20 protein-coding genes are annotated in these 25665 nt (G+C 39.6%); 8 read left to right on the forward strand and 12 right to left on the reverse strand.

Annotation, left to right across the window (positions count from 1 at the left end):
- Positions 1-299 precede the first annotated feature (299 nt).
- Complete coding sequence (locus IE056_RS05395) at positions 300-2570, forward strand: S9 family peptidase (protein WP_229793662.1); 2271 nt, start codon at positions 300-302, stop codon at positions 2568-2570.
- A gap of 267 nt (positions 2571-2837) precedes the next feature.
- Here the strand turns inward: IE056_RS05395 and IE056_RS05400 are convergent, their stop codons facing one another.
- From IE056_RS05400 to IE056_RS05410, 3 genes are all read right to left on the reverse strand, one after another.
- Complete coding sequence (locus tag IE056_RS05400; protein ID WP_189603662.1) at positions 2838-3317, reverse strand: DUF1569 domain-containing protein; 480 nt, start codon at positions 3315-3317, stop codon at positions 2838-2840.
- Positions 3318-3405: 88 nt separating this feature from the next.
- Positions 3406-3768, reverse strand: coding sequence for a hypothetical protein (locus IE056_RS05405; protein WP_189603663.1), 363 nt, complete (start codon positions 3766-3768; stop codon positions 3406-3408).
- Between the two features lie 350 nt (positions 3769-4118).
- On the reverse strand, positions 4119-5216 hold the full coding sequence (locus tag IE056_RS05410; protein ID WP_189603664.1) for an alkene reductase: 1098 nt from the start codon (positions 5214-5216) through the stop codon (positions 4119-4121).
- 251 nt (positions 5217-5467) lie between these two features.
- Between IE056_RS05410 and IE056_RS05415 the strand changes: the two genes are divergently transcribed.
- Together IE056_RS05415 and IE056_RS05420 are read left to right on the forward strand one after the other, a co-directional pair.
- Positions 5468-5977 (forward strand): hypothetical protein, encoded by a 510-nt coding sequence (locus IE056_RS05415; protein ID WP_189603665.1) that lies wholly within the window; start codon positions 5468-5470, stop codon positions 5975-5977.
- A gap of 270 nt (positions 5978-6247) precedes the next feature.
- A complete protein-coding gene (locus IE056_RS05420; protein ID WP_189603666.1) occupies positions 6248-7261 on the forward strand; it encodes a zinc-binding alcohol dehydrogenase family protein in 1014 nt (337 codons plus the stop codon).
- Between the two features lie 128 nt (positions 7262-7389).
- Here the strand turns inward: IE056_RS05420 and IE056_RS05425 are convergent, their stop codons facing one another.
- The 6 genes from IE056_RS05425 to IE056_RS05450 all read right to left on the reverse strand — a co-directional run bounded on the left by IE056_RS05425 (position 7390) and on the right by IE056_RS05450 (position 12640).
- Entirely contained in the window at positions 7390-8712 is a 1323-nt protein-coding gene (locus IE056_RS05425) for a DEAD/DEAH box helicase (protein WP_189603667.1), read from the reverse strand.
- A 224-nt stretch (positions 8713-8936) separates the two neighbouring features.
- Positions 8937-10481 carry an SDR family NAD(P)-dependent oxidoreductase gene (locus IE056_RS05430; RefSeq protein WP_189603668.1) on the reverse strand — a complete coding sequence of 515 codons (1545 nt, stop codon included), beginning with the start codon at positions 10479-10481 and terminating at the stop codon, positions 8937-8939.
- A 315-nt stretch (positions 10482-10796) separates the two neighbouring features.
- On the reverse strand, positions 10797-10988 hold the full coding sequence (locus IE056_RS18755; protein WP_373297281.1) for a SpoIIAA family protein: 192 nt from the start codon (positions 10986-10988) through the stop codon (positions 10797-10799).
- Complete coding sequence (locus tag IE056_RS05440) at positions 10943-11176, reverse strand: hypothetical protein (RefSeq protein ID WP_189603670.1); 234 nt, start codon at positions 11174-11176, stop codon at positions 10943-10945. The genes IE056_RS18755 and IE056_RS05440 overlap by 46 nt, the downstream gene beginning before the upstream one ends.
- Before the next feature lie 38 nt (positions 11177-11214).
- On the reverse strand, positions 11215-12165 hold the full coding sequence (locus IE056_RS05445; protein WP_189603671.1) for an NADP-dependent oxidoreductase: 951 nt from the start codon (positions 12163-12165) through the stop codon (positions 11215-11217).
- Between the two features lie 13 nt (positions 12166-12178).
- Complete coding sequence (locus tag IE056_RS05450) at positions 12179-12640, reverse strand: universal stress protein (protein WP_189603672.1); 462 nt, start codon at positions 12638-12640, stop codon at positions 12179-12181.
- Positions 12641-12846: 206 nt separating this feature from the next.
- On the opposite strand from IE056_RS05450, the gene IE056_RS05455 reads away from it, so the two are divergent.
- Positions 12847-13320, forward strand: coding sequence for a ferritin-like domain-containing protein (locus IE056_RS05455; protein WP_189603673.1), 474 nt, complete (start codon positions 12847-12849; stop codon positions 13318-13320).
- Positions 13321-13549: 229 nt separating this feature from the next.
- Positions 13550-14791, forward strand: coding sequence for an APC family permease (locus tag IE056_RS05460; protein WP_189603674.1), 1242 nt, complete (start codon positions 13550-13552; stop codon positions 14789-14791).
- Between the two features lie 50 nt (positions 14792-14841).
- Here IE056_RS05460 and IE056_RS05465 read toward each other — a convergent pair whose 3' ends face one another.
- Positions 14842-15495 carry a hypothetical protein gene (locus IE056_RS05465; RefSeq protein ID WP_189603675.1) on the reverse strand — a complete coding sequence of 218 codons (654 nt, stop codon included), beginning with the start codon at positions 15493-15495 and terminating at the stop codon, positions 14842-14844.
- A 206-nt stretch (positions 15496-15701) separates the two neighbouring features.
- On the opposite strand from IE056_RS05465, the gene IE056_RS05470 reads away from it, so the two are divergent.
- Positions 15702-16118, forward strand: coding sequence for a hypothetical protein (locus IE056_RS05470; RefSeq protein WP_189603676.1), 417 nt, complete (start codon positions 15702-15704; stop codon positions 16116-16118).
- 132 nt (positions 16119-16250) lie between these two features.
- Complete coding sequence (upp, locus tag IE056_RS05475) at positions 16251-16910, forward strand: uracil phosphoribosyltransferase (RefSeq protein WP_189603677.1); 660 nt, start codon at positions 16251-16253, stop codon at positions 16908-16910.
- Between the two features lie 97 nt (positions 16911-17007).
- Here upp and tamL read toward each other — a convergent pair whose 3' ends face one another.
- Together tamL and IE056_RS05485 are read right to left on the reverse strand one after the other, a co-directional pair.
- The gene (tamL, locus tag IE056_RS05480; RefSeq protein WP_189603678.1) at positions 17008-19338 is read right to left on the reverse strand and encodes a translocation and assembly module lipoprotein TamL; all 2331 of its coding nucleotides are present in this window, start codon (positions 19336-19338) and stop codon (positions 17008-17010) included.
- Between the two features lie 30 nt (positions 19339-19368).
- Positions 19369-24390 carry a translocation/assembly module TamB domain-containing protein gene (locus tag IE056_RS05485; RefSeq protein ID WP_189603679.1) on the reverse strand — a complete coding sequence of 1674 codons (5022 nt, stop codon included), beginning with the start codon at positions 24388-24390 and terminating at the stop codon, positions 19369-19371.
- Between the two features lie 423 nt (positions 24391-24813).
- Here IE056_RS05485 and IE056_RS05490 point away from each other — a divergent pair, with 423 nt between their 5' ends.
- Positions 24814-25644, forward strand: coding sequence for an OmpA/MotB family protein (locus IE056_RS05490; RefSeq protein WP_189603680.1), 831 nt, complete (start codon positions 24814-24816; stop codon positions 25642-25644).
- The last annotated feature ends 21 nt before the right edge of the window (positions 25645-25665 follow it).

A 25665-nucleotide genomic window follows, 5' to 3' on the forward strand; every position in this document is an offset into this window, starting at 1 on the left:
AAAGCCTGTTTTTCTGAAGCTAATAAAATGGGGTAAATTTGTGTAGGAAGTACAACTTTTATGCACCATGTCAAACTGAACCCTACCCACGGGAGGAATAGTCGAAGTGCTGGTGTAGATCCACTATAAACCATCTGTAATTTCCACAGAGAACTTCAGAAGAAATTGCAATCATAATCTAAAAAACTAAAATAAAAGCCTAATTTTAAAACCATTAGAAAACTTCGGTTTTTTAAGTGCTAACCAACTATAAACCAAAACCAAAAATGAAAGATCCAATTTTAAAAATTTCAATGTTTATGATTATACTATTTAGTAGTACCATTACTAAAGCCCAGGACATTGCCGGTACCTGGGAGGGAAAATTAGAAGTACAGGGAATGGAATTACCCCTTAAGTTCCACATTACAAAAGAAGGCGAGGCATACACTGCTCTTATGGATAGTCCCAGCCAGGGTGCATTTGGATTGTCCATGGATGAAGTGACGCTGCAGGAGGACCTGGTAACAATGTCTTATGCCCAGATTGGCGCTAAATATGCCGGAAAAATTGATGGGGAAACCATTACAGGAACCTTTGCCCAAAGCGGTCAGGAATTTCCGCTGGTATTAAATAAAGTGGAAAATAAGCTTCCGGGAAATACATCTCTTCCCAGTAGTGATGAGGAATTGAGTGAACTGGCCAGTCTTGATGCCGGTAATTACAAATATCAGGTAGAAGATTATTTTGCAAAACCAAAAGCAAGAAGTTTTCAATTCTCTCCAAATGGAAAATATCTTTCTTACAGGGAAAAAGATGACAAGGGTAAAAATCATGTTTATGTAAAAAATATTGACACCGAAGAGATTACCAGGGCTATAGAAGAAAAAGAGGAACTCATTAGAGGTTATGGCTGGGCAAACGAAACCAGACTTATCTATGTGATGGATAAAGGTGGAAACGAGAATTACCATTTATTTGCGGCAGATCTTGATGGAACCAATGAAAAGGAACTTACTCCTTATGATGGCGTGCAGGTAAGCATCCTTAACGAACTTAAGGAGGACAGAGATCACCTTATCGTTTCCATGAACAAGAACAATGCGCAGGTGTTTGAACCATTTAAGATCAACATCAATACAGGGGAACTGGAGCAGTTGTATAAGAACGAAGACGTTCAAAATCCTATTATGGGTTACATTTTTGATAAAGACGGAAAATTGCGCGGCTTCTCCAAACTACGTGATGGTGTGAACATGGATATGTATTATGCAGTGGACGGAACAAATTATAAGCTTCTGAAGCAAACTAGCTGGAAAGATACCTTTTCGCCTAAATTCACCTATTCTTCTGAAAATCCACATGAAGCTTACGTGGTTTCCAACCTGGACAGTGACAAAACTGAAGTGGTTTTATATGACCTGAAAGAAAACAAGGTGTTAAAAACTCTTTTCACCAATGAAAACTATGATATTTCGGGAATTTCACAATCCAGAAACAGAAACTATGAACTGGATTTCTATACGTATGAAGGGCAAAAACAGGAAATAGTACCGGTAAGTGAGTATTACAAAAAACTTCATGCCAGGATCACAGACAGGTTTCCGGGAAAAAATTATTCGGTAGCCGACAGGACAGATGACGAAAGTAAGTACCTGATCTTTGTTCAGGGTGATAGATTATACGGGGAATATTATTCCTATGAGCCTGTAGAGGGAACTTTTCAGCTGGTTTATAATTTAATGCCTCAACTGAAAGAAGCAGATATGGCAGAAATGAAGCCAATCACCTTCAAAAGTCGTGACGGCGTTACCATTCATGGGTATATAACATTACCACAGGAAGCTATTGATGGAAAGAAAGTACCGGTAATCGTGAATCCGCACGGCGGACCACAGGGAATCAGGGATTCCTGGGGCTTCAATCCCGAAGCGCAGTTATTTGCGAGCCGTGGTTATGCTACCCTTCAGGTGAATTTTAGAATTTCCGGAGGTTACGGAAAAGAATTCCTGGAATCGGGCTTTAAGCAAATTGGAAGAAAAGCGATGGATGATGTCGAAGACGGACTTCAATATGTGATCGATCAGGAGTGGGTAGATAAGGATAAAGCAGCTATTTATGGCGGAAGCCATGGCGGATATGCTGTTTTACGCGGACTTACAAAAACGCCCGACCTATATGCCTGTGGAGTAGATTACGTGGGTGTGTCAAATCTGTTTACTTTCATGACCACTATTCCTGCATACTGGAAGCCTTATGAGACGATCTTAAAGGAAATATGGTATGATGAAAATGTACCGGAAGAAAAGGTGATCATGGAAGAGGTTTCTCCGGTATTTCACATTGACAAGATCAAAAAGCCGTTGCTGGTAGTACAAGGAGCAAATGATCCAAGGGTGAATATTGATGAATCTGATCAGATCGTTTCCTCTCTACGTGAAAAAGGAGTGGATGTTCCTTACATGGTAAAATATGATGAAGGACACGGTTTTGCCAAAGAAGAGAATTCCATAGAACTTTATAAGGTAATGATGGGCTTTTTCGCCAAACATCTAAAAGAAGAAGGGCCTGCACCGGAATTCAAAGGATAATTCTTTCAGATAAGTAAGTTTAACGGCTGCTCAGAATGCTTTTTCAATCCTGACATTTCAGGTGGATAAAAAAACATTTTAAGCAGCCGTTTTCTTTTCAGAAATTGTACTACTCCCCTTTCGTGCTGAAAGTTGTTTATGCTGCTGTATGGTACATAAGCAGTTTTGTTTCCATTTCCTGATAAAATCTGTAATGAGAAACATTATTATGGTCAGACAAAAAAACAGGCATTTCTGGAAAAAACAGAATAACAAAGAAAATAACTCCTATTGATTCTTCCCGGTGGTAATGTCTTTAATGATCTTGAGATGATGCTTTGTATGAATTGTGAGGAATTTACCTGACTCTTTTTTGTTCATTTTATAAAAGTAAGGATGGTCAAAAAAAGCATTTTTATCTAATTCGTTAAAAGTGCTGATTTTTTGCCGGGCTTTTTCAAGCTGTAAGATCAGATTTTTCTTCTCAATGATATCCGGTGGCAAAACTACTTTTGGAGATTTGGCTTTTCCCCGGGGAATGTGCCCCGTCATCATTACCATTGTTTTGATAAAGCTGAAGGAACTTTTAAATTCCTTAGGATCGGAAAATTCGAGAGCATCCAAAACATTGTTAATGACCTTTAGGTTATGTGCCAGATGCCATCCTACCGGAGCTTTGGATACCTTTGGATCCTGATAATCCCTATAACGAATATAATTTTCCATTTCTTCCAGCTGACTGGATAAAGTCCGGATATGAGAAGGCATAAGTAGTTTTTAATGTTCCTCCGGAATTTACGAAATTTTCCAGCTCCGGAAATCTTCAGGTGAAGAAATAATATGGTTGAACCTATCTTTATACTACCACAACCTCCATAGAATCATAGCCGGTATTTGCATTAATCAATTTTCCATAGAATTCAAGATCTGCTTTACCAGATTTGAAAGATTCTTCCAGCCAGTCGGTTGTTTGATCGAGCGGAAAAGAATATATCTTTATTTCCGGATACAAGGTTGTACGCCGTTTACTTTCGTTGATCCCTACCTCTATCGCATGATCCTTTTTATTGAAATAGACATATTTCGCTAAAAAATTATGTTTGATCAACTCAATAAATTCCTGAGGAATTTGTCCGGTGGTGTTACACTCCTGAATATAATACTTTACAAGTGCACCTAAGGTGGATTTGATCTCTCCTGATTTTAGAAATATAGCCATAGCATGAAATTTTTTAAGTTTATTTCCATCGAAAAAGCCTGCTAATTAGCCATTCCCGATGTTCTAATTTAGGATTTATCAGGAATATCTCTCTATTGAAAGTGTTAAATATCAGATATTTACGGACGTGATAAAAATGAGAGAAGAAATCTTATAATTCAGCATTTAAAGGCTGAAAATTTGAGAGATTTGAATTACTGATGTAGAGGTATTGCAAAAAATATGAATTGATAGTAAAAAAGAGAGGCAGCCAAAATAGCCCCTTCCTCCATCCATCTGAAATTATTCAGAAGATTATAATGAAATAAAAGTTAATTTGACTGCCTCTTTGGAGTAGTTATAGCCTCTTATTAGGAAGCTTTCTTCTCGTAATCAAGATATCCTTCTTTTCCCGGGGTATAGAAAGTATCCTGATTCCAGTCTGTCAATTCAATATCCTGTTCAAAACGTTCTACAAGATCTGGATTTGAAACAAATGGTTTTCCGTAAGCCACCAGGTCTGCATTTCCTTCTTCAAGTACCCTGTTACCTTTTTCCCGGTCGAAATTAGAATTTATAATGAGCGTTCCATTATACATGGGACGGTAGCGCTTTGCAATTTCCGGTTCTGCATAAGGAAGATCGGAAACATCTGTAAAAGGTTCTGAAAGGTGTAAATAAGCCAAATCATAGTCGTTCAGCTTTTTTACGATATAATCAAAAGTCGGAATTGTCTCTTCATCCATCGTCATTCCGAAAACCTTATGTAAGGAAGGGTTAAGGCGTAGTCCAATCTTGTTCTCAGGCATGACTTCCTTAATGGCATCTATTACTTCAAAAAGTATTTTTGCCCTGTTTTCTTTGCTGCCGCCATATTCATCTGTACGCGTGTTTGAGGTTGCATTGAAGAACTGGTGAAGCAGGTAACCGTTAGAGGAATGGATCTCTACCCCATCGAATCCCGCTTCCATGGCATTTTTTGCTGCATTTTTAAAATCTTCTACAGTTTTTTTGATCTCTTCCAGGGTCATTTCCTTAGGAGTCACGGTGTCTTTAAAACCATCAGGAGTAAAAGATTTAGCTTCAGGATTAATAGCAGAAGGCGCTAAAGGTCTTTTTCCATTATGAAAATCGGGATGAGACATTCTCCCAACGTGCCACAGCTGTATAAAGATCTTTCCGCCGGCATTGTGCACGCTTTCAGTCACTTTTTTCCAGCCTTCTGTTTGTTCCCTGGTATAAATGCCCGGGGTATTAACGTATCCAACCGCCTCTTCAGAGATCTGCGAACCTTCAGAAATGATCAACCCGGCAGAAGCTCGTTGTGCATAATATTTTCCCTGTAAATCTTTAGTTGGTACGTTGCCTGGGTTGGCGGCTCTGCTCCTGGTCATTGGCGCCATGACCACTCTGTTTTTAAGTTCCTGCCCGTTGAGGTTGTATGATTGTAATAATGCTTGTTTGCTCATAAGATTATTGTGTGAATTATTTATTGTTTTCCATAAAATTACCTCATTAAGTAGCAGTATATAAGGTTTAGTGATAGAATTCTGTTATACATGATTAAGCGTTTTTAATTGAACCAATTTCTCTTAAATGAAAGAGAGATTATAATAAAATAAAATTCGAAAGAAGTATAAAATGTTTATTAACATAATATTCCGTAAATATGATTTTTAAACTATTAATTTTATGTCATAAATTCAAAATTATGAACATTATGAAAAAGATTGCTTTATTCTTTACTATAGTAGCGGGAGCTTTTATAGGATGTAATGACGAAAAAAGTAGTTTTACACAGGAATATGATGATTTAATGACCCAGAATGACAGTATAGAACAGCTTCATTCTCAGTTTCAGAATAATCATGAACAAATGAAACAGGAGCATGAGCAACTAAGTCAGCAAATGAACAGCCTTGAGGTGCAGGATTCCACCGTATTTGAAAATCTTGCGCAACACGAGGTGTTACTAAAAAAACATGAAGCTATACTAGCAGGCCATGAGGAATGGATCCAGGGTCATAAAGAGTTAAAAGATAACTTCGGAAATCTTTCAACAGATGAAATGAAAGCTCAGATTTCTGAAATGAAGACCAATCATGATAAGATCCAGAGCGAACAGGAGGAAATAAGAAATGACCATGAAACCATGATGCAGGAACATTCCAGCTGGCGGGATGAGGTAAATAATGCAACTATGACCAACAATCCAGATACAACTTCCTGATACTTTTTGGAAGATTTTACAGGGAGGCTGTCTTAAAAGTTTTACAATCGTCATTCTAAATTTATTTCAGGATCTATTCATTCTTTTCTATAGAATTTAGAGCCCTGAACAAGTTCGGGTTGACGTGAAAAACCACTTTTTAGACAGCCTTCTTATTTTTTAAAAAAATCATCAGATCCCTATGCAGAGCTACATTAGCATAATTTTATAATTCCTCATTCTTTATCTCCAGACAATAATTTGTACTTTATTGAAAATTAAAATCATTATATGAGAGCTGTAGGAATAAAGAAATCATTACCCATTGAAGAAAAGGAAAGTTTCATTGCTTTTGAAACTGAAAAACCCACACCCGGATCCCGGGATCTACTGGTTAAAGTGAAAGCAGTATCTGTGAATCCTGTCGATTACAAAGTAAGACAAGGTGCGGCAAAAGATAAAGAACTAAAGGAGCCTAAGATCCTTGGCTGGGATGCATCCGGAATTGTGGAAGCAGTAGGTGGTGAAGTCGAATACTTTCGTGAAGGAGATGAGGTTTATTATGCAGGAGATCTTAATAGACAGGGATCAAATGCCGAATATCAGGTAGTAGATGAGCGCCTTGTGGGGCACAAACCTCAAAAATTAACTTTTGAAGAAGCTGCTGCCATGCCCCTAACTTCCTTAACTGCCGGGGAATGTATTTTTGACCGCCTTAGGTTCAGGGAAAATGAGGGTTGGGATCAGACAATTCTGGTTATTGGTGGAGCTGGCGGAGTAGGTTCTATAGGTGTCCAGCTCTTAAGCACACTTACCAAAGTAAAAGTCATTGCTACTGCATCCCGGGAAGAGACCAAAAAATGGTGTTTAGATAATGGTGCAGATATCGTGGTAGATCATCACAACCTTGTTGAGAATGTGAAGAAAGAAGGCATTGAAGAAGTAGATTATATTCTTAATTTCATTGACACTGATGCTCACTGGGATGCCATGGCAGAATTAATCAAACCTCAGGGACATATTTGTCTTATTGTGGAAACCAGGAAACCGGTGGAGCTTAATATGATGAAGAACAAAAGTGTTACTATTCACTGGGAACTTATGTTTACCCGAGCCATGTATGAGACCGAAGATATGGAGCGACAGCATGAGATCCTGGAAAATCTGGCTGTTTTATTAAACAACGGATCGATCAAATCCACACTGAATAAAACATTTAAAGGACTAACTCCTGAAAGTTTTAAGGAAGCACATAAGCTTCAGGAATCCGGAAAATCGATTGGGAAGAATGTAATTAGTTTTTAAAACCAATTTTTTTAATTGTCATCCCGACGACAGGAGGAATCTCTTTATAGCAGATCATTTTTCAAAAGAAAATTTTGCTAGAAAGTGATTCTTGACTTCGCTGCGCTTCCTTTAGAAGAACAGAGATATTAGATCCAAGTCACTCTTACCTTTTTCTTTTTCAGCTTCGTGTTATTGAGCTCTTTGATTAACTGATGTACTTTTTCAGCAGGAACGGCTACAAAAGCACAATCCTGTTTTAGCTCAATATTACCAAGCTCTTCATTCTGTAAATTTCCCTGCTTCAGGAAAAGTCCGGCGATATCGCCTTTTGAAATTTTATCTTTTCTTCCTCCGGAAATAAATAGGGTTTCCTTTTGTTGTTGTTTGGTAATATCTCCTTCAGAAACTTTAAAATTATCTTCAGAAAGAGTATCATTTCCAATGAATTCCGGAAGGCTTTCATTTTTCCATTTTAGAACATAGGCTGTACCGCTTTGATGCATTCTGGCTGTTCTTCCATTCCTGTGGGTGAATTCTTCGCTCTTTAACGGAAGCTGATAATGGATAATAAAACCAATTTCCGGTACATCAATTCCCCGGGCGGCAAGATCTGTAGCAATGAGCAGGCGGTGCGTTCCATTCCGGAACTTTATTAGGGCTCTCTCCCTGTCTTTTTGCTCCATTCCGCCATAAAAGCAACCATGGGCTATTTTGTTCTTTTTCAGAAAATCGCTTACTTCCTGAATGGTATCCTTGAAATTGCAGAAGATGATTCCCGGCTGATCTCCTGTTTGAGAAAGAACCTTTAGAAGGATGTCCAGTTTATTTTTTGAATTGGATTCTATGGTTTGGATCCTGAGTTGAGGCTTTCCTCCTTTCAGAAAATTAACGGTCACAGGATCATTTACTCTCGCAAACTTCGGAATTTCAATTTCCTGTGTTGCCGAAGTAAGGATCTTTTTCTCCAGGTTTGGCAAAGCATCAATGATCTCAGACATTTCGGCTTCAAAGCCTGTTTCCAGAGATTTGTCAAATTCATCCAATACCAGCACCTTAATAGTATCTATTGCAAATGTTCCTCTTCTAAGGTGATCTGCTACCCTGCCCGGTGTGCCTATCAGGATAGCGGGAGGATGATTTAATTCTATCTTATCTTTTGAAAAAGCACGTCCACCGTAAACAGCATTGGCTTTATAGCCAGATCCCATTTCCCGGGTTACCTGTTCAATCTGAATAGCCAGTTCCCTGGAAGGTACCAAAATAAGAACCTGAACTTCTTCACAGATCAAATCCAGCTCCTTTAAAACCGGTAAAAGAAAGGCCAGGGTTTTTCCGGTTCCCGTTGGGGAAAGTAGAATTGTTTCAGGGTTTTCTGTAATTGCTAACCCGGCAGCTTCCTGCATAGGATTTAATTTTTCAATTCCCAGTTTTTCCAGAATTTCGGACTGCTCTTTGATTTGTTGTGACATAGTGCAAAAGTAATTTAATTTAAATCAGGTTTCGGAAGGAAAATAGCGAAATCTAAAGAGTTAAGCTGAAGGTATAAACCTAGAAACTTTCATTTCCTGATTTAACTGAAGCAAATTTGAATAAGAATTTATCGGCAGATATGGTCGAGTTACAATCCTCTGTCCTGATATTTCCTTAAAACTTCGTATTTCTAACTTTCTGCCTTACCTAGTGTCTCCTTTTCCTACCAGTCTATCGGCCTGTAATCCTTCAGGAATTTACCGCACCAATGTTTTCCGCTATTGATCCCATCGATCAATGGATCCATTACTCTGGCAGCGCCATCTACAATATCCAGTGGTGGCTGAAAATCATGCACTTCTGTTTTTTTTCGGGAAAGTTCAGCGGGATCTTCATCGGTAACCCATCCGGTGTCTACCGCGTTCATGAAAATTCCATCTTTTGCCAATCCAGCAGCAGAGGTGTGTGTCATCATATTTAAGGCAGCCTTCGCCATATTGGTATGAGGGTGCCGGTCTTCCTTCTTGAACCTTTGAAACTTACCTTCCATAGCCGATACGTTAATAATGTGCTTTTTTCCGGTATTTTCTTTTTTCATCAAGGCAGAGAGTCGGTTGCATAACACAAAGGGTGCAACAGAATTTACCAGTTGCACTTCCACCATTTCTGTGGTTTCTATTTCTCCGAGTTTTAACCTCCAGCTGTTGGTTTTCCTAAGATCCACCTGTTGCAGATCTGCATCCAGTTGTCCTTCGGGAAATACTTCTTTTGCTGAAAGGGAATTATCAAAACTATACGGAATCTGGGAAAGTTTTGCAGATGCCCTCAATCCTATCCCGGGTTCGGGGCCGTGCCAGGTGACCGGCAGGTTTTGATTGTTTCCGGCACCGGCAGTGAAACTTTTTAGTTCCTGTAGACAGTTTAAATGATCCTGCAGTAGTCCTTGTGCTCGTTTTGGCAAAGCATTTACCGGCAGATCCTCTTTGTCCATTAAATGCTGGTAAAAACCTGCAGGTCTTCTCACCGTCTGGGCTGCATTATTGATAAGGATATCCAGCCTGTCATATTTCTGTTCAATGAAGTTACAGAAGATCTCCACACTGGGAATATGCCGCAGGTCGAGTCCGTGAATTTTTAATCTGTGTCCCCACTGCGTAAAATCGTCTTCTTTGGAAAATCGTATAGCAGAATCTGCAGGAAACCTCGTGGTTGCAACCACAGTTGCTCCGGCACGCAATAGCATGAGGGTAATATGATATCCAATCTTTAATCTTGATCCCGTGACAATTGCCACCTGCCCGCTAAGATCTGTAGACTGGAACCGTTTAGCATAATTGAAGTCCCCACATTCTGTACACATAGTATCATAAAAATGGTGCAGCTTTGTATATTCTGTTTTACATACGTAGCAATTTCGTGGAGACTCGAGCTCAAGATCCTTTTTTACCTGTGTGGGAGCCAAAAGTTTTGGTGCGATAAAAACAGCAGCTTCCCGCGCGCTCCTAATCCCTGTTTCTTTACGGGCGTGTTTGTCTCGCTCTATCATTTTTCGCTTTGCAGCCTTTTTAGCATCCTTTTTCCGCCGGTCAAATTCCTCCCTGTTAGGACGGGAAAGCAATCCTGCAGCAGACATTAAAGCGATTCGCTTTTCTTCCGGCATATCAAACAACTGATTGGTATCGCCAAGCAATTGCTCCAGAACTGAAATACATTTATCTATATGCTCCTGGTCTAGCTTCTCAGCCACATCTTCATTTTGGGACTTCATAAAAAATAATTAAACGGGCAAATATAAGCTATAATTGCATCAAATTAACTTTGTCATATTTTACCTTGTAAGCAACTTTTTAGAACCTTGTATGGAATTAATTAAAGTAACAGCAAAAGCTACATCCGAAATGCTCAAGATTATATTTAAAAGGTTCTTTAGGTCTGAAAAAACCAACAAATGAGGAATTGATACGTCGGAAAGTTTATCTCTAATAAAGAATTTTTTTTGCCCTACTATGCTTTTCGGAGTATTTTCACCAAGTTTTCTACGGAAATTATTCTGGAGATAACACCTGATTTTACTTGTGATTTTTCAGATTTTCACCCACTCTTTTGCTGCTTTACTTTCCTTAAAATTATAAGCTTTCAATTCTATTCCCGGGATCAGTTTAAAAGAAGTTTCAGCAAGGTTTTTGAACCAACTGCTATTTGTTATTACCGCAACTTTATCGATCTTTTTCAACAGATCTTTAAAGTTGCCTGCAGAGAATTTAAGATCCTGCATACTGCGCTGGCATCCATCCCTTCTATATCTGCAACTTCTATATAAATATTAAAATGATCTCTATTCCTGAATTCGGGTAAAAATTCATCCATCGCATTTTCGAAGGACTTTTTAATGAATTTTCCCTCCCATCGAAATGCAAGGACTTTTCCATCTTCAAAAATCATTCTACGTATGATATCTATCATTTTAAGTCATTACTAAATTTTCAGGTTATCATTGGTTATTAAGGTATCACCACCATTTTTCCTGTAGTATGTGAACTCTGAATTTGTTCCAGGGCTTCAGGTGCTTCTTCTAGAGTAAAAGACCTGGTGATTTCAACTTTCAATTTTCCGGTATCTGCAAGGCCACGCAGTTCATCCAGCTGACTGGAGTTGGGTTCCACAAAAACGAAACTAAAATTAATGTGTTTATCAATACCCTCTCCCTGACTTAAGGTAGATACAACCCTGCCTCCCGGCTTAAGGGCTTTCAAACTCTGCTTCATACTGTCGGCCCCGTTACAGTCAAATATGAGGTCTACACCCTCTTCATAAATATCTCTGGCTGCTGTACCAATATCCTGCTTTTTGTAATCTATGGTATGGTCTGCACCCATTTGTTTCATAAAAAAAGAATTTTCTTCACTGGCCACCCCAATGACCTCGGCACCTTTATTTTTAGCCAGCTGAATCCCAAAACCTCCAACTCCCCCGGAAGCTCCGACGATCAATACCCGCTGACCTTTTTGTAAATTTCCAGAATCGAATAAACCCTGGTTGGCGGTCAAACCTGCCAGGGGAATACCCGCTGCTTCTTCAAAAGAAATATTTACAGGTTTCTTAGAGAGATAACTTTCCGGGATCACAATATACTCTGCATAAGTTCCCCACTTTACTTCGGGCCTTCGGGCATACCCGTACACATCTTCACCAACAGAAAATCTCCTGGCAGCATGGCCACGGTCTTCAATCGTACCGGCTAGATCCCAGCCTGAAATTACCGGGAAGGAATGCGGAAGCATATTTTTATAATAACCTTTTGTAATAACGGCGTCTACAGGGTTTACTCCTGCTGCTTTTATTTTTACAAGGACCTCTCCTTCTTTCAGTTCAGGGATTTCCATAGTGTCTACAGTGACACTTGCTGGTCCGTCGAAGCCATCAAAAACGGCTGCTTTCATTTGTTTCTTCATCATATATTTTTATTTACTGCTCTTTATTTATTGGCACCATGTGAACCGGAACCTTTGTTTTCTCCAGTACTTTGGATGCCACTGTTCCCAGGAATAGTTTTTCCAGTGTTGAGTGACTGTGAGTTCCCATGACAATAAGATCTGCGTTCCATTCTTCGGAATACGAAAGAATTGCATTTGCTGTATCACCTTCAGCAAGATGGGTGCTAACGGTAGGATCATTTAAATGGCTGGCGGCAGACTCCAGAAACTCCTCTGTATATTTCCTCATTTCAGAAGCCACAGAAAGATCTGTTGTCATTCCATAACCATCATAGCCCATAAAAGTAGGATACTGGGCACTGTAGTAGCTAATATCTGCCACTACGTGGATCAAACAAACCTGGGCACCAAGTTTTTTGGCCAGATCGTACCCGGCTTCTGCAACTTTTTCAGAAACAGGATTATAATCTATTGCGATTAGTACTTTTTTCATGATCAACTTTTATTGGTTCTTTTAAAATTACGAAAAAGGGCCTGCACGGTCAAGAATGTAAGATGCTTTTCCCGTCTTCATAAGAAGATATTAACAGAACCCTTCTTCCCGGAAGAAAATACATCTTTAAAATCCTGATCTGTATCATATTCAGGTGTTAGTAGTTAACCTAATTTTGCAAACAAAGAACTGAAAACCATTGCCTTATGAAAACTACAAAAGAGTATGCAAGAACGGAACTGCGGGAGGAACTCATTAAGAATCTGGAGAGTTTACTGGAAAAAAATCTGGATGCAGAAAAAGGTTACAAAAGAGCATTACAACACGCAGAAACTTCAAGATTAAAAGCATTTATCAAGAATCAGGCATTCCTGCATGCACGATTTGCTACCGAGCTGGACCAGTATCTGCACACGCTCAATGAACGTCCAAAAAGCCAGCATAGTTTAATGGGTGATTTTCACCGGGCATGGATTGATTTTGGCAGTTCGATAAGTAAATCTGCCGATGAATTTATTCTTCAGGAATGTATTCGTGGCGAGAAAGCAGGAATAAGAGAATATGAAGAGAAATTAAATAACGGAAAGTTTGCTCCAACTACCAAATTGCTGCTGGAAGGTCAGCTATCAGCAATGAGCAATAATATAGCAGGCATTAAACATCAGGATGATTTGCCATAGTTTACCGGCACTTTTAATTTTTCGGATCTAAAAACATTTAAAGACTTGTTATTTTTTAAGGAGGAGCCGTTAAAGGTTATGGATTTTCACTTGTTAAAATTTATATTGGAGAGAATTACTTAATCAAGTGAAAAAAACTCTGAGCAATGAAAATTTATTCCCCCACTAATAACTACTACAATGTTAGCACCTGTAAATATGAAGCTGTTCAAAGAACAATTTCATAGGCATGGGAAAGAAAAATCTGAAAAGAACTTTAGGCTTATGGGATGTCCTCATGTTTGGTGTGGGCGGAATAGTTGGTGCCGGAATTTATGCGATCATTGGTCAAGCTGCCGGCCTTAGCGGAAATATGCTTTGGCTAAGTTTTATTGTTGCTGCTATAGTAGCATTACTTTCGGGATTATCATACGCCGAATTTGTAAGTCGGTTCCCGGATTCTGGAGGAAGCTTTGAATATATAAAACAGGGATTAGGAAAGAAACCAGCCTTATTTATGTCGGTTTTTATGGCTCTAACAGGCATTGTTGCAGCTGCAGCTATTTCCATAAGTTTTGCAGATTATCTTAGCAGACTTGTGGATTTTCCTTCATGGGTCATCGTAATCGGAATCATTGCTTTTATGGCATTTTTTAATATTATCGGTGCAAAATACAGCTCCTATTATAATGCAGTAGCGACCTTCATTACTCTGGCGGGTCTTGCAGTAGTTATCGCGGTTTGTATTCCCGAATTCGGAACTACAGATCTTACTAAACTCGGAGATAATGGCTGGAACGGAATCTTTTCGGGTGGGGCTCTCATCTTCTTTAGTTACATTGGTTTTGAAGATCTTGTAAAGATGGCAGAAGACACCAAAAACCCGGAAAAGAATATGCCAAAAGGTGTCCTGTTTAGTGGATTGGCAGTGCTGGTAATTTATCTTTTAATTGCCATAAGTGCTAGTAGTGTCCTCGACTGGCAGGATCTATCGCAATCCAACGGACCTTTAGCCGAAGTGGCAGAAATTAAACTAGGCAGTTGGGGTGCTACGGGTTTGGTGATAGTGGCTTTGTTTGCAACCAGCAAAACCATACTAACCAATATTTTAGGAACCTCCCGACTTTTATATGATGTAGCCAGGGACAGTGAAGTGAACTGGATGAAAAAACTTACTACCATTTCAGGGATTGGTCATGCTCCTAACTATGCTATTGTTCTTATTGCTGTTTTAGCTATAGGTTTTGGCCTGATTGGAGATCTTAAAATGGTGGCCAGCATCAGTAACATTTTTATCTTTATTGTCTTCGGAATGGTGAATATTGCGCTCCTCGCCTTCCGGTATAAACACAGAAAAAATCCTACAGAAAAACCAGCTTTTCATATTCCATTAAACGTAAATAACATTCCCATTCCAACGATTTTTGCACTATTAACGATCCTGGTTATGTTTGGTTATAACATTTATAACCTCATGCAGGGACACTTATAAATGATAGGAAATCATTCTGACATATATTTTGGCTGAAGAGTCCTTAGCTGTTACTCTTTTAAAATGATCACATTTGCTTTCGCTCCTGTCAAAAGGTTCCATTCATTTTGCGTGATAGGCTGCCCATTTTCATCAAAAACTTTTAGTTCTGCTGTATTTGGTCCCGAAGAACCCTGGTTCAGGGCTTCAAATTCTATGGTATTGAATCCGTCTTTAAGTTTGACCAAAATAGGTGAATATCCACCCGTTAATGGCAAATTATTATAAACCACTTCCCCGTTTACCAAAATTCGTACCCTGTCACCATCTACATATTCGTGATCGCGACAATAAACCTCCACAAATTTTCCGGTAGTCGTGAAGTCGCCCAGATACTGGTCTTTTTTATGAGCCTCTTTGACATCTTTATCCTTAAAAGCTTTAGGTGTAAAATTTTCCTGTTTGAACTCCAGTAATCCATTGTCTGTAGTGAGATTAACCGGTTTCTTTTCTTCTTTTTCAGAAAAAGGATCTTTGGAAGATGGGAAAAGAGGATTTTTACTTGGCTCTGGAGGAGTAGTACTTCTGGGGATAGAAAAAGAATTGTTCGTTTCTGCAGGAATGCTCATGCCACTCACAGGAGTGGTTTCCCTGGACCGATCAATTTGCGCAGAAATATCTGCAGAGAAACAAATGAGGCCGATTAATATAAAAACTCTTTTCATTATTTAGCGTATTATATAGAATTCACTGTTTATAGATCATCCTTTGTACATTATCAAAAACCTAACCCAAAATTACATAATTAAAATATTCTTTTTAGGTAATGAAGTACCTGCCACGCACACTGGGTTTAACGCAGATTTAACCTGTAAACCATTGCGGTTAACCACACTATTATGTACTTTGAAAGTAAAATAAAAAGAACGTTATGAGCAGGAAAGAACAAATGCCAAAAGGCAATAAAGAAGATAGAGAAAAATCTCCGGAAGATCTGGATTACAATCCTGATATCACTTCTCAGGACAAGCAAATCCTGAATAATCAAAGTAAGGATGAAAAAAGTGCAGAAGGGGAAGATGATTATTTCAAAGACCGGGAAGAACCCATTGATTATGCAGGAGCCGATCTTGATCTGCCCGAAATGGATGATAAAAAATTCAATCCTACCCGCAATAAACCTCAGGATGTGGAAAAGAACAGAAAACCTAAGGAATCTGTAAATTCCAATGATGATATGAAAGAGAACACCGAAACCATTGCCAGAGGAGAGAAGGCAGAAAAATTCGGAAATGACAAGGATGATCAGGACTCTGGGGAAGACCGGCACGGCAGAAGGAACAGTTAATCCTGTGATCAAAAGTATGGAAAAGCTCCGGAACTTTTTACGTGTTTCGGAGCTTTCTATTTTACATTTCATTGGGAAAGCTTGAATAAAAACACATTTCTAAGTATCTTCGTCCTACAAAACACCCGCCTAATGACCATTCATCATCTTGCTGAAAATAATTCTGTTTTAAATACCTTCATTGCTGAACTTAGGGATGTAACAACCCAGAAAGACCGGTTGAGATTCAGAAGAAATATCGAAAGAATCGGAGAGGTTTTAGGATATGAACTAAGCAAGACCCTGAAGTTTTCAGAAAAAGAAGTGAATACTCCCTTGGGAACTTCAAAAATCAACCTACCGGAAGAAAATGTGGTGATCTGTTCTATCTTACGTGCAGGAATCCCCTTGCATAACGGATTGCTGAATTATTTTGATAAAGCTGAAAATTCTTTTATTTCTGCTTACCGGCATCATCCAAACAATGACGAAGAATTTGAAATCCTGGTAGAATATATTGCTTCCCCTTCCCTTGAAGGAAAGACCCTCATCCTGGCAGATCCCATGATGGCTACCGGCCGCTCTTTTGTCAATGTCCTGAAAGCTCTTGAGAGATTAGGAAAACCTGAAAAAATTCATTTAGTATCTGTAATTGGAGCACAGGAGGGAATTGATTACGTGTCCGAACATTTTCCTGAAAACAGCACCTTGTGGATCGCTACTGTAGACAAGCAGCTTGATGAGCGGGGATATATTGTGCCGGGACTTGGTGACGCGGGAGATCTGGCCTATGGCTCAAAACTCCAGCACTAAGAGGGAGCTTAGAAATTCTAAAATATAACTCCCAGATTCCAATAAATTCATCCAGTTCCTGGTTCTTATTTCAGATAAACTTATTTAGTTTATTTCATTAAAATGGATACCCTATTCCGAAGTTAAGTACAGGATCATCATAATCAAACCTCCAGCGATTTCCTTCTTCAAGCCACGGTGTTCTCACCGGAGCAGCAAGATCAAACCGAATGATGAAATTCTGAATATCAACCCGTAAACCGAATCCCACACCCGCTCCAAACTCTTTCAGAAAATCTGATCCAAAACGTCCTTTTTCAATATATTCTTCATTGTAATCCTGCCCTTCCTCCAAATCTTCAACATCCTGGGTATGCCAAACGTTTCCCGCATCGGCAAACACTGCACCTTTTAATACGTTAATAATGGGAAATCGATATTCAACATTGGCTTCCAGCCTAACATTCCCGGCCTGGTCAAAATATGAATTTATTCCGGATTCCGAATTTGAAGGGTCATACGCACCCGGGCCCAGCGATCTTATCCTGAAGGCTCTCACACTGTATGGTCCACCGGAAAAATACTGTTTGGAAAAAGGCATAATGTCGGAATTTCCATAAGGCAATCCGTACCCGGCGAATAACCGGGTCGCGATCTTATGATCTGATCCCACTTTCCAATGGTACCTGATATCTGTATCCAGTTTGGCGTATTGAGCGTATTCCAGTCCCAGGAATTTTTTCGGTTCTTCGTCTCCGCCTCCACTGATTAGATCTACCAGCTGGCCGGCAAGATCTAAATTGGCATTTACAAAAAACTGATGTGTCCTGTTCGCATCCACCATTCCGTTATATGTGAAGGAATAGAGAAGGCCGGCAATAAACTGCTGATTAAAACTTTGCCTTAGATATGGATTCCGTCTTAAAATTTCTTCAAATTCTTCGGTCTTCTGACCCAGGCTCACATAGTTTATAGAACCCGGTGTCAATTCATGAGTAATGAACCTGTTGGCCCTCCATAAATAACCATAAGAACCCGTAATAGAGTACATTCTGAATAATTCACTTCTGCTTAGATAGTTGAACCCTACACCTACTTTTGTTTTTGGGATGGAATATTTGAACCAGTCATTGTCGAAGTTGATGTCAAAAGGGAAAAGCATTCTGGGAAATATAATATCAGCCTCTGCCCCTACCAGTATGCTGCTAAGACTCCTGTCATCTCCACTGGCAATTTGCCATTCATAACCAAACTTCCCGGTGAGGTTAAGGATTTCTCCTCCGTGAAAAAGATTCCTGTTGGCATACGTAAGTGCCAGCGTGGGTCCCGCGAAATCATTTGATTTGGTAACTGCCTGTAGTTCGGCTCTCAAAGATCTCTTGTTCAAAGGTGAAAGAAAAATATTGGCTTCCAGAACTCCCGAAGTGTCGGTCATCAAGGAATCTATTTCATCATACCTTATATTTACAAACTTATAAGCTCCTATGGAGGTAAGCCTTCTACTGGTGTACCTAGAATCTTCAGGACTATACAATTTCCCTTTTTCAATTAAAATGTAAGGATCGAGCCTGTCAGGACGAAAAAATATTTCTTCCTGAATATAATTTTTTCCTTCCAGCCTTACCGTATCTCTTTGAATGGAATCACTATCAATCACATAATTTGGATATACATTCACCTTTTCTACCCTGTATGGGATAGCTGCTTCTCGGGGAACTTCCTGCTTCAGCCGTAAATAGAGATCGAATTTTCTATTGTTGTACTGGTTTGTATCTGCTTCAAAAATGAGGAACTGCGGATTAAAATTATAGTAACCTTTTTGCATAAGGTCAGCCTCTATTCGTTCCCTTTCTCTTTTAAGTTCAGTAAGATCAAAGCGCATTCCCGGTTCAATGACCGTTTCAGAAATACTGTTTTGGATCTCCTGGTAAACCCCAATGGTATCGCTTTCTTCCACTTCATAATTTTCAAGGAGATAAGGCTTGGGAAGATTTACCGTGTAAACTGCTTCCGCAATTTGTTTTTCCTCGTTTTCATTCATTGCAGAAGACACGCGGCTATAAAAAAAGCCTTTATTCTCCATACGGTTCAATATAATATCTTCTACTTCATTCAGTTCGACATCCGATGCATAAACAGGCTCCTCACCTATTCTTTTATTGAAAAACTTATTTATGAAGCCGGGATTTTCCTGCTGAGCCTTGTAATGAAAATAAAGTCCGGGACGCATGCCCAGAAATTTCGAATTTGGCTCCGGTCTTAGAACTGCTTCTGCCTGTTGTTTTATATTTTTCACATCTTCCACTTCCCCTTCGTTTTCAATCTTCACTTCTGCCCCGGTATAAAGCAGTTCATCTTCAGGAATATATTTTTTTACGCTGCAGCCGTTCAACCACAGAACAGAGGCAAAACAAAGCAAGGATAATATAGATTTATTTTTTTTAAACATCAGGATTTTTGATTGTTGTATTTTCATCACCTATTCTTCGGATTCATTTACAGGTTCCGTCTCTTCTTCAATATCTCCCATAAGGCTGTCCCATAATTCCCTGAACTCATTAAATTCTCGTGTGAAGATCAATGAAATTCCACTTACGATCACCTGGCCTTCAATAACGTTTTCAAAACTATTTCTTCTGAAACCTTTTAAACGCCATCTTCCGTCCTCTGTGACAAGGTATTCCAGGCTTACATTTCCGATCAACGGATTCGCTTCTCCAGGTTGCTGACTGCTTCCCTGAATATCTACTTCACTTCCCACACTTACGACGAGCCTGTCATCCATAAAGGTAGTTTCTGCTGCGATATCCAGCTGGGTTCTTTCCTGCGGATTATCCCCCTGATAATCGGTAAAGGTATCTAATCCGAAATCGAGCGCAATTCCTGAATCTCCAAGGAGATTATTAGATAATAGGTTCAGCTGATCTGAAAGAGCATTGTTCAGGTTGTCACGTGCAATTCCAAGGGTTCCTCCGCCGCTACCATCTGATGTGCCTTCAGGATAGAATCTGTTCAACACCAGCAAAGAGAAAACCTGCTTATTTAGTTCCTGTTCCTGCTGGTTGATTTGTTGTACCCGTCCATAAACCTGCCCTCCTATGGCTCCCTGCTCCTCTTCAGGCATATCTAAACCAAAAGTAAGCACGGGTTGCATGATCTCCCCGTCAATATTAAGATATACTAAAAATGGTAATTCCTGCCGGAATCTTCCCCTATCTTCCGCAGCAGCACCAGTGGTTTGGGCGGCCATCAAAGAAGAAGCCGAAGTCTCCACACTGTAGCGTGCTGTTACATCAAGATCTGCATCCAAAGGATCTCCCAGCCAGGTGATCGTACTTCCCTGCACAATTTCAAACCTGCGGTTTACCAGACCATAAAGATTCATCTCATAATGGCCACCGCTCATCTCATATCTACCTGAAAGGGTGGTTCTTCCATTAGCATAAATATTAAAATTAAGATCTCCATAGCCTGTTACCCTGAAGTTATCTCCAGTTTGTTCATCTATGATTACATTGAAAACGGCATCTTCATTTACAGTAATCACAGAATTTATTTGAAGTCCGCTGAAAGTATAGGCTTCTTCTTCCCCCGATGTTAAAATGTCATCAGGATTTTCCCTGTTTACAAAAATGACAACCCCATCCCGCTCCTCTACAGCAACTTCAGAAGGAGGTAGTACGTATGTAACATCTGTTTGTGAATCTACTGTAAGGTTAAGGTCTACAATGGGAACATTTAAATTTCCGGTAAGGCTTCCGTTTGCATCTACTACTGCGGTTCCATAATAAAGATCATTATCTTCGGCTGTAGAATTCAACAGCATAAAGTCATTGGCTTCAAAATCGAGATCGAATGATGGATTTAAAAAGCTTTCTGTTAACACCTCTCCATTCAAGGTAAAGCTGTTACTATTCTGGTCTTCTATGCTAAAACTATCAAAGTAGAAGCCTTCATTATCAAGTCTAAGAGTTTCGTTTGGAAGAACAAAAGGTGCGTCCAGCATCGCGATTGTAAGAGCTGCGTTATTAAAATTAATATTACCTTCATATTCTGGTTCTGCAGTAGTACCACCCAGGCTTATTTCTCCCGAGAAACTTCCGCTGGTCCCCGTGACTTCTCCCTGTGAAAAACCTTCCACGACGGCCATTTGTACTTCATTCAGTAATAGTTGAGTATCCCATTCGGCTCCGGTTTCCCTGGCATTGAAGCTTCCTTCAAGATCCAGGTCAACATTTCCGCCTTTTATAGCCATGTCAAAATTATAGGTTTCAGACCCAATGGCATCTGCTTCCAGGGTGAGGGTGCCCATGGGTACCTCCATCACATTGAATTCATTAATTTCGAGACCAGCTAAAAGTCCGGTGCTGCCGCTGGGATCCTGAATGGTGAAATTCCCATTAAGCCGGCCTGAAGCAAGCGGCGTTTCCGGATTTAAATAACTAAGGAAACTCTGTAATCTGAAGTTTTCGAACAAAATTGCAATGTGTTCTCCTTCCATTCCGGGTTGCTCATTGGTAATTTGCAGACTCTGATTGTTTCGGGTGAATTGGAAATCATTGAAAATAGTGGAATTCTCTGCTATTCGTATCTCATTACCTTCAGGAACTTCCCATAAACTACTGTTTAAAATTACTTCGGAAGGATCTAATTGAAAGATAAGCGTATCATTCCTTCTTGCAATCTCTGAGCGAATGTGCATTAAATGTTCTTCCTCATAATAGGAGTTGAAATCCAGGTGAAGAGCCTTGTCAATAATTTCACCTTCAAGATCTGTTCTTTTCACAGCAAGAGGACCCGCATTTAAGGCATTAAAGCCTAATACAAACTCCAGGTTTTCCCGTCCGGAGTCCAGGTGAAAAGATAAACTGTCAATTTCATTCCCCATATAATTGATGAAAGGGAGTTCAACATCTGCAGTTAATTCCCTGCTTTTTTCATGGAAATCTATAGCAATATTTATTGTATCCATTTCCTGAAGGCTGGTAATAAAAACTTCATCAAGAATTGGATTTTCTCTTATTTCGGCCCGTAATTCGAGATTAACAGGATTGTTGACGGTGTCAATTTCTATGTCATCAGAAAAATAACTCTGGTAGTGCCGTTGCAGTGCTGTCGCAAAGGAAGCAGGATCTGTATTGGAACGCAGTCTCAGGTCAATCATTTGGTTTTGGATGTCCACCGCAGTAGAATCGGGTCTTACACGTGCAGAAACACCAAAATCCCCCAGCAGGTAGGAATCTGTATTATACACCGTCACCCCGTCACTGATTTCTGCATTGACATCAAAACTTTCAGCATTTCCCCTGAACGATCCGTCCAGTTCAAAGCCCACTCTGATGTCCTTTTGAGATAGCCCAAGTCTTTCAAGGTTAGCTCCAATAACATTGAGGCTTAAATTCACCTGTGGAGCAACAGAGTCAAGAATAACAAAGCTTTCCAATTCCATGTTCAGGTTTTCATCCTCATAATCAGATGTAATTAATCCGCTACCATCGGTAAGTTCTCCAGTGATCCTTAAGTCTTCAATGGCATATTCATTATAATGAAAACTGCTGATGTAGGCATCCAGCATCGCATCCAGCTCATTCATATTTTCCCCTTCTCCCGATGCAATGAGCGTAAGGTTTAGGTTACCCAGTTGTTCGTTTTGTAAAATATTGCCCAATGCAAGATCTGTAATTTCTATATCTGCATTGAACGAAATACCGGTAGAACTGGAGAAGCTGCCATCCAGAGCGATGTCCCCTTGCGAAGAATCGAGATTTGCCACCGCTTCTATATCTTCAGGATTTCCGCTAACATTTGCTGTAAGAGAGAATTCCTCCGGAAGCTTTACTCCTAAGTTTTCTTCATCCACAAACCTCCTAATATCTCCTCTGCTGGAAACCATACGGATACGGGGAAAATTAAACCGGAGGTTGTCTGGATCTGTAGGGTTTTGAATACTTCCCCTTGCTGCAATTGAAGTAGTTGCTCCCCAGTTGATGTTTGCACCGGAGATTTGCAGAGAAGCCAGCGTACCTTCTGCCTGAATTTGGCCTGTAACCGGTCTTTTGCTTAATGCAAGAAGATACTCGTTCGTTCTTAAATCTGGCTGGATGAGGAAAAGATCTTTAAGATTCAGATAGAATTCCGGTAAACTGGCATCAACAACGGCATTCTCTGGATTATTGATCAAATCGTCAATGGAATCATATCTAATATTCAGATTTCCTTCTAAATGATTCTCATTAAGATCCACCAGCAAATCATCCACGGTTAAACTGGTATTATCGATTCCTGCATCGAGGCTAAAATTTTTAAGCTGAATTCCGCCTGTTTCGTTAAAACTTAGTTGGTTGATATCTGCACCGGCATTTTCATTCCGCAGGTAAATATTTTGGGCAGCCAGGGTTAGTTCCTGAAACTGCAAAGCTTCCGGATTAAATACACCGGATTCGGGCTGTGCCTCATTTGTTAAGTAGGTTACTTCATTATTGCTGAAGGATATATTAGCGACTTCCACTTTCCATTCTGGCCATTGGAATCCTTCTGCAGTTTCTTCAACCGGTTCAATCGCCACTTCATTATCAGGTGTTTCAGTCATTTTCAGCAGCACCTTTGAATTGTTCATTTCCAAATTATTGACCTCTATCCGGTTTTCAACTAAATTAGCCTGGGGCAATTCCAGGAGAAACTCTTCCAGTTGCACTTGTGCCAGTATTCCTCCAGGAACAGATTCATAATTCGCCGCTACATTTTGCAGTTCCAGTTCATCGATCCGGAAAACCGGAAGCGGAACATCTTCCTCGCTGGGAGTGTCGGGAACAGGAGTTTGCCGGTAGTCTATAATGGAATTTGAAATAGATGCATTGGAAGCGTGGAAGCTCATGTTCTCCAGATCGGTCTCCTCCATTTCAAGGTGAAGTTCCCCAACCCGAAAACGACTATCAATACCAGTCACTCCGTCATTATATACAACATCAAAATCCTGAAGATTGATTTCTCCTAACCGAAATTCCTGTGGTGAAGTTGTAGTGTCCTGGGCAGGTTGAGCAGTGGCAGTAGTATCTGCCGGTGCTAATGCCTCCATCAGGAAATCAAAATTGAAGCCGTTAACAGTATCTTTTCTCGTAATATTCGCTCTAACCCCATTCCAGTCTACAGAAGTAATGGCAATTCCCTGACCTCTGATAATAGGCCATAACGGAATATCGGCCTCCAGTTCTCTGGAATAAACCAGCGTATCTCCTTTTGTGTCCTCCAGATAAAGTCCGTCGATATAAATATTTCCGGAAAAGGTGATAAATAGACGCTCTACTTCTATAGTGGTATTCGTTTGATTTGAAATGGAGGAGATCAATTTATCTTTTATGATATTTTGTCCCCAGGGACTGCGTACAAACAGGAGAATGAGTATAATAAAAACAGCCAGGCCCAGCAGAATCCTTCCGAAAATTCTAAGGCCCCTGAATTTCTTCTTTTTCTTCTTTTTCTTTTGATCTTTTTTATCTTCCAAAGTATGGCTGGTAAAGCTTATGCTCCAAATTTATTGTATATATCCTATAATAAGAAGCCAATCTTTTACTTATTTGATCCTGAACCTGATAATATTCTGTTAAAACCGGTCAACTTCTACTGTAGACATTAGGTCCAGCAGCCAATATTTAAAAAATAAATCATACGCAAACGTGTTATTTTCAATTATTTAAAGGGTTTAATACTTTTTCAGCAGATCGTAAGAAAGGAAGCAATGGAGTATCACAGAACCAGAGACAAAACCCGATTAATATTTAAGATTTTATTAGGAGGAATAATGTTAAAGTAATAATCTTCCGTTAAAATGAGTCCTGTCAGAAATGGTTTTATATAACTTCGAATGTTGAAATCGTTTTACAAGGAGCTAAAATAAGAGCTTTTAAAAACAAAAAACCAGAAAATTATGAAACGAACCTTAGCAGTAACCACAGTATTGGCAGCAACTATGTTGACCTCTTGTGTTTCTAAAAAGAAGTATGTTGCTTTAGAAGATGATTATAACAGTGCACGAAGTAACCTGCAGCAAACCCAAATGGAAAAGGAGCAACTGGAGGAAAGATTAGGTGCCATAGAAGAAAGAGTCGCAGATTATAATGCGCGTATTAATTCCCTGCGGGATGAGAATAACGAAAAACTCGAAATGAATGATCTTACCGCGATGTCCAATGCCAATAAAGAAAACATGCGCCGGACTTTGCAAAAGGTAGATCAGGAAAAATTGAGAGAAGCAAAAACTCTTGAAGATTCCATAAATCTTGCTGTTTCTTATAACCTGGGACAACAAATAAGTGGCGAAGTTGGAGATGACATCAATATCTCTGTGGATAAAACAGTGGTAATGATAGATGTTTCTGATAAACTTTTATTCAGAAGCGGAAGTCACCGTGTAAGCCGGGATGCATATCCCCTTTTGGAAAAATTAGCAGAAGTTATCAATTCTGAACCTACCATGGAGGTAATGGTAGAGGGTCATACAGATTCTCAAACCATGGTAGAAAATTCCTATTTACAGGATAACTGGGATTTAAGTGTGCGAAGAGCCACTGCTATTGTACGATTATTACAGGATCGATATGATGTAAATCCTGAAAAATTGATTGCAGCAGGACGTAGTAGCTATGATCCCGTAGCCGATAATGATTCCGCTGAAAATCGTGCAAAGAACAGACGAACCAGAATTGTTGTAATTCCTAACTTGGATAAGTTCCTTGCCATGCTGGATTCTGAAGGATAATCTTGATCAAATCTTTAGTAT

It is taken from the genome of Salinimicrobium marinum (genome assembly GCF_014651535.1).
In the GTDB taxonomy this organism is placed as follows: domain Bacteria; phylum Bacteroidota; class Bacteroidia; order Flavobacteriales; family Flavobacteriaceae; genus Salinimicrobium; species Salinimicrobium marinum.